6 protein-coding genes, 2 pseudogenes and 1 riboswitch are annotated in these 6,481 nt (G+C 63.8%); of the genes and pseudogenes, 5 read left to right on the forward strand and 3 right to left on the reverse strand.

Going from position 1 to position 6,481, the window contains the following annotated elements; translation table 11 throughout:
* Both MKK75_RS05420 and MKK75_RS05425 read left to right on the forward strand, forming a co-directional pair.
* Positions 1 to 257 (forward strand): annotated as a pseudogene (locus MKK75_RS05420) (Hint domain protein); the annotation flags it as partial.
* Between the two features lie 7 nt (positions 258 to 264).
* Entirely contained in the window at positions 265 to 588 is a 324-nt protein-coding gene (locus MKK75_RS05425) for a hypothetical protein (protein WP_244041605.1), read from the forward strand.
* A 32-nt stretch (positions 589 to 620) separates the two neighbouring features.
* Here MKK75_RS05425 and MKK75_RS05430 read toward each other — a convergent pair whose 3' ends face one another.
* Together MKK75_RS05430 and MKK75_RS05435 are read right to left on the reverse strand one after the other, a co-directional pair.
* Positions 621 to 1,256, reverse strand: coding sequence for a cupin domain-containing protein (locus tag MKK75_RS05430; protein WP_244041606.1), 636 nt, complete (start codon positions 1,254 to 1,256; stop codon positions 621 to 623).
* Between the two features lie 42 nt (positions 1,257 to 1,298).
* On the reverse strand, positions 1,299 to 2,579 hold the full coding sequence (locus MKK75_RS05435; protein ID WP_244041607.1) for a phospholipase D-like domain-containing protein: 1,281 nt from the start codon (positions 2,577 to 2,579) through the stop codon (positions 1,299 to 1,301).
* A gap of 417 nt (positions 2,580 to 2,996) precedes the next feature.
* On the opposite strand from MKK75_RS05435, the gene MKK75_RS05440 reads away from it, so the two are divergent.
* Together MKK75_RS05440 and MKK75_RS05445 are read left to right on the forward strand one after the other, a co-directional pair.
* The gene (locus MKK75_RS05440) at positions 2,997 to 3,560 is read left to right on the forward strand and encodes a chemotaxis protein CheB (protein ID WP_244041608.1); all 564 of its coding nucleotides are present in this window, start codon (positions 2,997 to 2,999) and stop codon (positions 3,558 to 3,560) included.
* 232 nt (positions 3,561 to 3,792) lie between these two features.
* A riboswitch (ZMP/ZTP riboswitch) is annotated at positions 3,793 to 3,873 on the forward strand.
* Between the two features lie 15 nt (positions 3,874 to 3,888).
* Positions 3,889 to 4,521, forward strand: a complete 633-nt coding sequence (locus MKK75_RS05445; protein WP_244041609.1) for a LysE family translocator — start codon at positions 3,889 to 3,891, stop codon at positions 4,519 to 4,521.
* A 1,126-nt stretch (positions 4,522 to 5,647) separates the two neighbouring features.
* Here the strand turns inward: MKK75_RS05445 and MKK75_RS05450 are convergent.
* Positions 5,648 to 5,911, reverse strand: a complete 264-nt coding sequence (locus MKK75_RS05450) for a hypothetical protein (RefSeq protein ID WP_244041610.1) — start codon at positions 5,909 to 5,911, stop codon at positions 5,648 to 5,650.
* A gap of 343 nt (positions 5,912 to 6,254) precedes the next feature.
* Here MKK75_RS05450 and MKK75_RS05455 point away from each other — a divergent pair.
* Positions 6,255 to 6,481: pseudogene (locus MKK75_RS05455) on the forward strand (helix-turn-helix domain-containing protein); the annotation flags it as partial.

The raw sequence follows: 6,481 nt of genomic DNA on the forward strand, positions 1-6,481 counted from the left end.
ACCCGGACGCCCCGGTGTGCCTCGACATCGTGGTCGATGGCGTGGTCGTGGCGATGACGCTGGCCGAGCAGTACCGTGCCGACATCGCGGCGGCGGGCGTAGGCGACGGCCGCCACGGCTTCGAGTTCAATCTCGACGAGCCTCTAGCACCCGGTGCGGCACACACCGTCGAGGTGCGCCGCTCGGCCGACGGCCTGAGGATCTGCGCGATGGCGGTGGACGCGGCCGGCGCGTGGACGGCGCTCCTGGCAGCGTGAGCAGCCGGTGGCGCTGCTCGGGCACGTCGGCACCCTGACCCACCGGCGGATCGTCGGCTGGGCGTGGGAGAGCGGCACGCCGGACGTGCCGGTACCGCTCGTCGTGGCAATCGGCTCGCAGGTGCTGGGCCGATGCACGGCGGATCAGTACCGTGAGGACCTGGAGGTCGCGGGCTATGGGCTCGGCCGGTGCGGCTTCGTGCTGGCCCTACCACCGCACCTACTCAGGCCGCGACAGGGCTACGAGATCGCCGTTCGGGTCGAGGGCAGCGGCCTACACCTGCCCGGCTCACCCTACGTGCTGGAGCCGGCCGTTCGGATCGTGCGGTGACAAGTCACGAGCGAGCCGGCGTAGCCGATCCCTCAGGGAGCAGGGCTGGACAGCGGCTTGTCCTTCTCGACGACGAAGGTAACCACGAGCTGCGCGGGTACCTCTCCGGTATTGGCCAGGCTGTGCGGCGTACCGACCGGGAAAACCCACGAGTCGCCGGCCTTGATCTGTCGATCCGGCTGACCCGCCACCGACACAGTCAGGCCACCAGAAACGCAATAGCCCATCTCCACGCCCGGATGCGTGTGCCTAGCCACAACGGCATGTGGGGCGACGCTCACGAGGTAACTCTGTGCGCTATGCGCGGCCTCGGGCGTCTCGGCGGATTGTAGTGGGGTACGGGTGATAGGAGCGTCGGTGGCTTGAGCCGACAGCGTCGCGAGCCCGACCAACAGAACGGCAGCCAGTCCCGATTGCCCGCGCATCGCTTCCTCTCTGGCTAAGTCGAGGAGGGCGCTACCATGGCTTCGGACGGTATAGCCAGCGCAGAGGAACAACCTTCTCGGTGGAACTACCGAATGGCAATCGGCACGCTCCTCCTCGACCCGCTGGAGCGGGCCTGATGCCGAGGTCTGCTTGGGGTGGAATTCAGCCAGTCTGCTTTCGGGTCTGAATTTTCCGAAGCAGACACGGCTATCCCGCTTACCCCCGAGCCATCGCAGGCTCATGCGACTGCACTCCCATCCTCTGACACCATAACGAGCGGGCGATTACCGACCGTAGTCCGCCGCGTTCAAAGCGATGGCTATCCCAGGCGAACCCACGCCGAGGGTCGGTCCGCAACGGTTAGCGCATGCCACCTCACCGTAGAGCCGCATAGCAGCGCGATCGTCGAGGCCGGATGTGTCCTGCCCCAGATGCTCCGCCAACAACTCGCAGCGCAGCGCTCGTACAACGTTCTCGTCCCATATGGAGACGTTCAGTTCTACGTGCCCCCCAAGTGAGTTTGCGTGCAGGTTGCACGAGCCGATCGTTGCCCACGCATCGTCGATCAGCATGACCTTGGCATGGACGTAGACGGCGTGCCCTCCACCGCCATCCGCTACTCTTAGGCCAGCGAACACGAAGTTCTCATGCTGATCGAGCGCCTCGATGCTCTCAAACAACGCTGCGCGAGTAGGGTCGCGGCGAGCCGCTCGGACCCATCCCTCTGGTTCGGTGGGAACGAGCAATACGACTTGCACTCCACGCTGTAGCGCCGCCCCTAGCCTTCCGGCGAGCGATGGCACCGGCAGCGCTTGGTTCTCAATGTAGATGGTCGATCGCGCGGCATCGATCGCCCGCTCGTATTGCTCCAGGATCGTTCGTTCCCCCGCCTGGATCGCGTAGGGCTGCCCGCCGGGCGTGGCGCTACCGTCCTCATAGCGACCCGGTGGCACCATGCGCTGTATCTGCACAACGCTCACGCCTCGCGGCGCTGAGGAGCGAACTGGGAACGGGAGTGACGACACATCAGCCGCCTCCCATGTACCATCTGCGCGGTTCCTCTCGCTCGCTTCGTTCCAACGCTGGACGAAGTTGTGATGCACGTCTGTGGCGGACGGACCGGTGACCTCGACGTAAACGTCGTGTTGTCCGCCCTCCTGATGCCCCGGCGAGCCGAGCGCTTTCGCGGTCAGGTTGATGCCGCCGACGAACGCGGTCTCGGTAGAATGGCCTGCATCAAGCAGCCATGACTTCTGGTGCTGGCAGTACGCTGTCCCAGCCCGATCCCAACGAATGGCGAACCGAGCCCCCCGGCCACGCAGCTGTTCGCGGTCGTTGTCCGAACCTGGGAAGGTACGGCCGTAACGGCTGCTCTCTGGGTTCGGCCGCCAGAACAGCACGCGCACGTCAAGCCCGCGCGCCACGGCATCGTCCAGAGCGTCGAAAAGGCAGCGTCCGTCCGCGAATTGGAAGTCGTGCGCGTAGAACGTGACGGTCAGCCAAACACTGTGCCGTGCCGCCTCAATCGCCTCTGCAATGCGCCGAAAGGCTGGACCACCATCCACGAGGGGTCGCACCAAGTTGCCTGAGCGGACCGGGTAGGGACCGGCAACGGCGGGAATGCCGCTTCGGAGTTCCCCGCCGGGCGATCGCGGGGCGACATCAGGTCCGATGCGGGGTGTCGGGCTCATGCGGAAACTATGCGCGATGGACGCCACACGTCGAGGATGATTGCCCTGAGTGGCCGAACCGGAATTGCCAACGGTCGACCAACGTCCGCTTCCAGGAAGAGTCGAGGGTCGTGCAGGCGGCCGGGTTGAGTGGCAAGCTGAATGGCCGGTTGGGGTGGATTTCCGCCGGTCTGCTCTCGGGCGGGAGTTGGCTGAAGCAGACATCAGCAGCGCCTCAACTCGCGATCCTTGTGGGGCCGTTCGGGCAGACTCAACCGAACCCGCGCTCGCTACGGTGATTATCGCTGGGAAATGAGCGCCATCATCGTCATCGCTATCTCTGCTGGCGGCCTCAAACCGCTTGTGCGGATCATCGAGGCTTTGCCGACCAACTTCCGCGCCTCCGTGTTCGTCGTCCAGCACATCGGGGCGAACCCGAGCATCCTCCCCGACATCCTCAATTCGCACAGCAGCCTCCCGGCAGCCTTCGGGCGACACGGGGAGGTTATTGACCGTGGCCGGATCTACGTCGCACCACCCGACCACCACATGCGATTGGGCTTCGGTGCGATCCTTCTTGATAAGGGCCCCAAGATACACTTCTCACGTCCGGCGGCCGATCCGTTGTTCATTTCGGCAGCCGAGTCTTACGGCAAGCGCGTCGTTGGGATCGTGCTGAGCGGCGCGAACAGCGACGGCGCCGAAGGCATTCGCGCGATCACGGGTAATGGTGGCCTTGGCTTGGTCCAGGATCTGGGCGAGGCTGAACACCCCGAAATGCCCCAAGCGGCGCTGCTGCACGATCACCCCGAGACACCCCTCAGGGCAGATCAAATTGCAGAGCGGATCGTTGCTCACTGTGCTTGCTCTGATTGAAGGCATCGCGAACGCGAGCGGCGGCGTTCCAACCCAAGCCGAAATTGCCGGACGACCAACGAATGACCGCTATTGGGCAATGACCATGATCGACGGAACGTCGCAGTTGGGTCGCCTCCGGAATAGCCGCTTAGGGTGGTTTTGAGACTGTCTGCTCACCGGTCGCGAAACGCCAAAAGCAGACGTGATACGGCCAAGGCTTCCCACGCATACATTACGAGGTTAGGAATAGCCCACCTCGCGTGACTGACGCTTGAGATGGGACACCATCGGGGAGCGCGAGTGCATAGCGCCGCGCGTCTGGGCATCCTCCTGATCAGGGACGACGATGCCTGAATTGAGCAACCTCCTCGCCTTCGCAGCCGTCGCGCTGGGCATGGTCCTGACGCCGGGGCCGAACATGGTCTACCTTATTTCACGTTCGATCTGCCAAGGCCGGACGGCAGGTTTGATCTCGCTCGGCGGCGTGGCGCTTGGCTTCGTCGTCTACATGCTCTGCGCCGCATTCGGCATCACAGCGCTCGTGCTGGCGGTGCCCTACGCCTACGACGCGATCCGCATCGCGGGCGCAGCATACCTGCTGTGGCTTGCGTGGCAGGCCGTCCGGCCCGGCGGTCGTTCGCCATTTCAGGTCAAGGATCTGCCGAAGGATGGCCCAGCCAAACTGTTCCTGATGGGCTTCCTGACTAATCTGTTGAACCCGAAGATCGCGGTCATGTATCTGTCGCTGCTGCCGCAATTCATCGATCCGGCGCGGGGCAGCGTGCTGGGCCAAGCCCTCGCTCTTGGCTCGACCCAAATTGTCATCAGCGTTTTAGTCAACGCGGCTATCGCCATCTCGGCAGGCTCCATTGCGCTGTTCCTCACGCGACGCCCGTCGTTTGCCGTTGTGCAGCGTTGGGTGATGGGGACAGTGCTGGCCGCGCTGGCCGTCAGGATGGCGACCGAAGCTCGCCGGTAAGGCCGAAACGTCTGCTTACGAGCGGCGCAGCTCACGCCGTTCCCTTCCGGGTTGGGTCGGAAGCTGCCGCTTGGCCTTGGTTTTCGTGAAGCCAATTATGAAGTGACGCAACGGAGTTTCCAGGCCCGCTCCGGCCAGGGCCAGGGCGGACTGTTTTAATGAGCGCGAATGGTCGTTTCAACGATCCGCGCGGCGCGTGGCTTCCTCGTAACTAGATGGGTGCAAGCGGCCGAACTTTACGTCGGCAATCCGTCCTTGGTTCACGTCGTAGGAAGCCGCGATGCGGCTGTACATCTCGCCCGAGAGTAGGCGTAGGTGTATCTGCACCGCCTCCTCAAAAGTCAGCTTATGGCAGGGGGCACGATCCGGTTTCAGCATCTCTGGTCCCTTACGGAAAGGGTCCCAGAAAACTTGACAAGCGATCGCCCGCGCGCAGAATGCACGTGCTACTAAGCGACAGCCGCAAGTCTTCTAGGACCCATTGCGGTTGAGACAAGAGCCGGGGTGATGACCCGGCTTTTGTCGTTTCTGAGACAGTATTCGTCTCGACCGTGAGCATTGCGCGTCATAATCAGCGAGTCAACAGCCAAGCGTCAGAAACGGCCCGTCAGCGGCCGTTGTGACGGAAAGCCTAGTGACCTCAGCCAAGCGGCGAAACCGGCTCCAGGGCCTGTTTTTGGCGAACTCACGGGTATTCTAGGCGGCGCGAGTGCAAGTAGGTTCTGAGGCGCAAATCTATGAGCGTACCTGCGGGCTGGGGTTACCTCAGCGCCTGCGGGTGCAGGGACGGCGTGCCGGAGTACGTATCTTTCTGCCGAGGGCAGCCGCTATGCGATCTCCGATGTGACATGGACCGCCGAACGTTGGGGCCGCTGTAGGCACCGAGGATCATCACCCGCCCATGACAGGTCGGGCAGCGCTTCAGGTCCGCCGGATGATAGACCGCGGCATCATCCAAGCTCATGGCGCGCCATGTCCCATTCACCTGCACTTCACAGGTCAGCGCATCTCGCTTTGTCATGCTGGCGAGGTGCCACGTGGTGGCGGTCGAGACTAGGGTAGCGACGTCACACTGGCCGGTTCGTCGTCTGGATGCAGATCACAGAATACCAGGGGCGGTGGTGGCTCAAGGCGCGGTCGGAATGGCCGACATGACAGCAGCGGCCAGCACGGTTCGGAAGGCCTTCTCCTGCGGCCCTGCGCGGTCGACCGCTCCGAAGGCCGGCGTGGCGTTCACGAGTGCCGCGATGTTGATGCTGTGCCCGCTGGCGAAGCGGTAGGGCCCAGCCGCCGGATCTCGCAGGTAGAGGTCGATCGCCGCGACAACCTCTTGGCTGGTGATGATGCCGGCCTTGCGCAGGTCTGCGAGGGTCGAAGGTCCGGCCGGCATGGTCGCGCTAATCATTCCCTGACGTTGACTTAACCGTGTGACCCGGCCGACATGCCATGTCCGGCTGATGCGCGCCTTGCGCGAGTCGCCGGCACCATCAGGAGATCACGCCGCCGCAAGTCGACCCCTGAAAAGCCAACGGCCCCCCAGTCGCCAAACTGGAGGGCCGTCGAAAATCGAGATGGCCTGTGAGGCCCCTTGCTCCCCTCACAAGCCATGAAGACGCCCTAGGCGTCAAGCGGGAACGCCAATTCCCGCGACGATGAGGCTTTGCCTTGTGGACCGGACGCCTCTGCGGCGGCCCGGAACGACCTGTTGCGGCCCTTTCACGGGGCCGAGGACCATGTTTGCCGACGAGTTGAGGCGCGCCATCGAGGCCGCGAGCCGAATCACCCTGCCGTCCGTGACGGCGCTGCTGTGGCGTGCCTACGGGGAGGGGAAAGTCACCGAGGCCGAGGCAGAGGTGCTGTCTGTTCTCATCGAAGAGCGGACACTGTCCACAAATGGACCCCGATCGGCACAGAACCCGAACGACTCAGCAACTGCCACACCTCAAACAGGGGAAGCGGC

It is taken from the genome of Methylobacterium sp. J-030, assembly GCF_022829545.1.
Classification (GTDB): domain Bacteria; phylum Pseudomonadota; class Alphaproteobacteria; order Rhizobiales; family Beijerinckiaceae; genus Methylobacterium.

What these genes read in the sequence shown, in the direction of transcription:
- MKK75_RS05430 (WP_244041606.1), bottom strand. Translation starts at nt 1,256, where the DNA reads ATGAGCCTGCGATGGCTCGGGGGTAAGCGGGATAGCCGTGTCTGCTTC.
- MKK75_RS05440 (WP_244041608.1), top strand. Translation starts at nt 2,997, where the DNA reads ATGAGCGCCATCATCGTCATCGCTATCTCTGCTGGCGGCCTCAAACCG.
- MKK75_RS05445 (WP_244041609.1), top strand. Translation starts at nt 3,889, where the DNA reads ATGCCTGAATTGAGCAACCTCCTCGCCTTCGCAGCCGTCGCGCTGGGC.
- MKK75_RS05450 (WP_244041610.1), bottom strand. Translation starts at nt 5,911, where the DNA reads ATGCCGGCCGGACCTTCGACCCTCGCAGACCTGCGCAAGGCCGGCATC.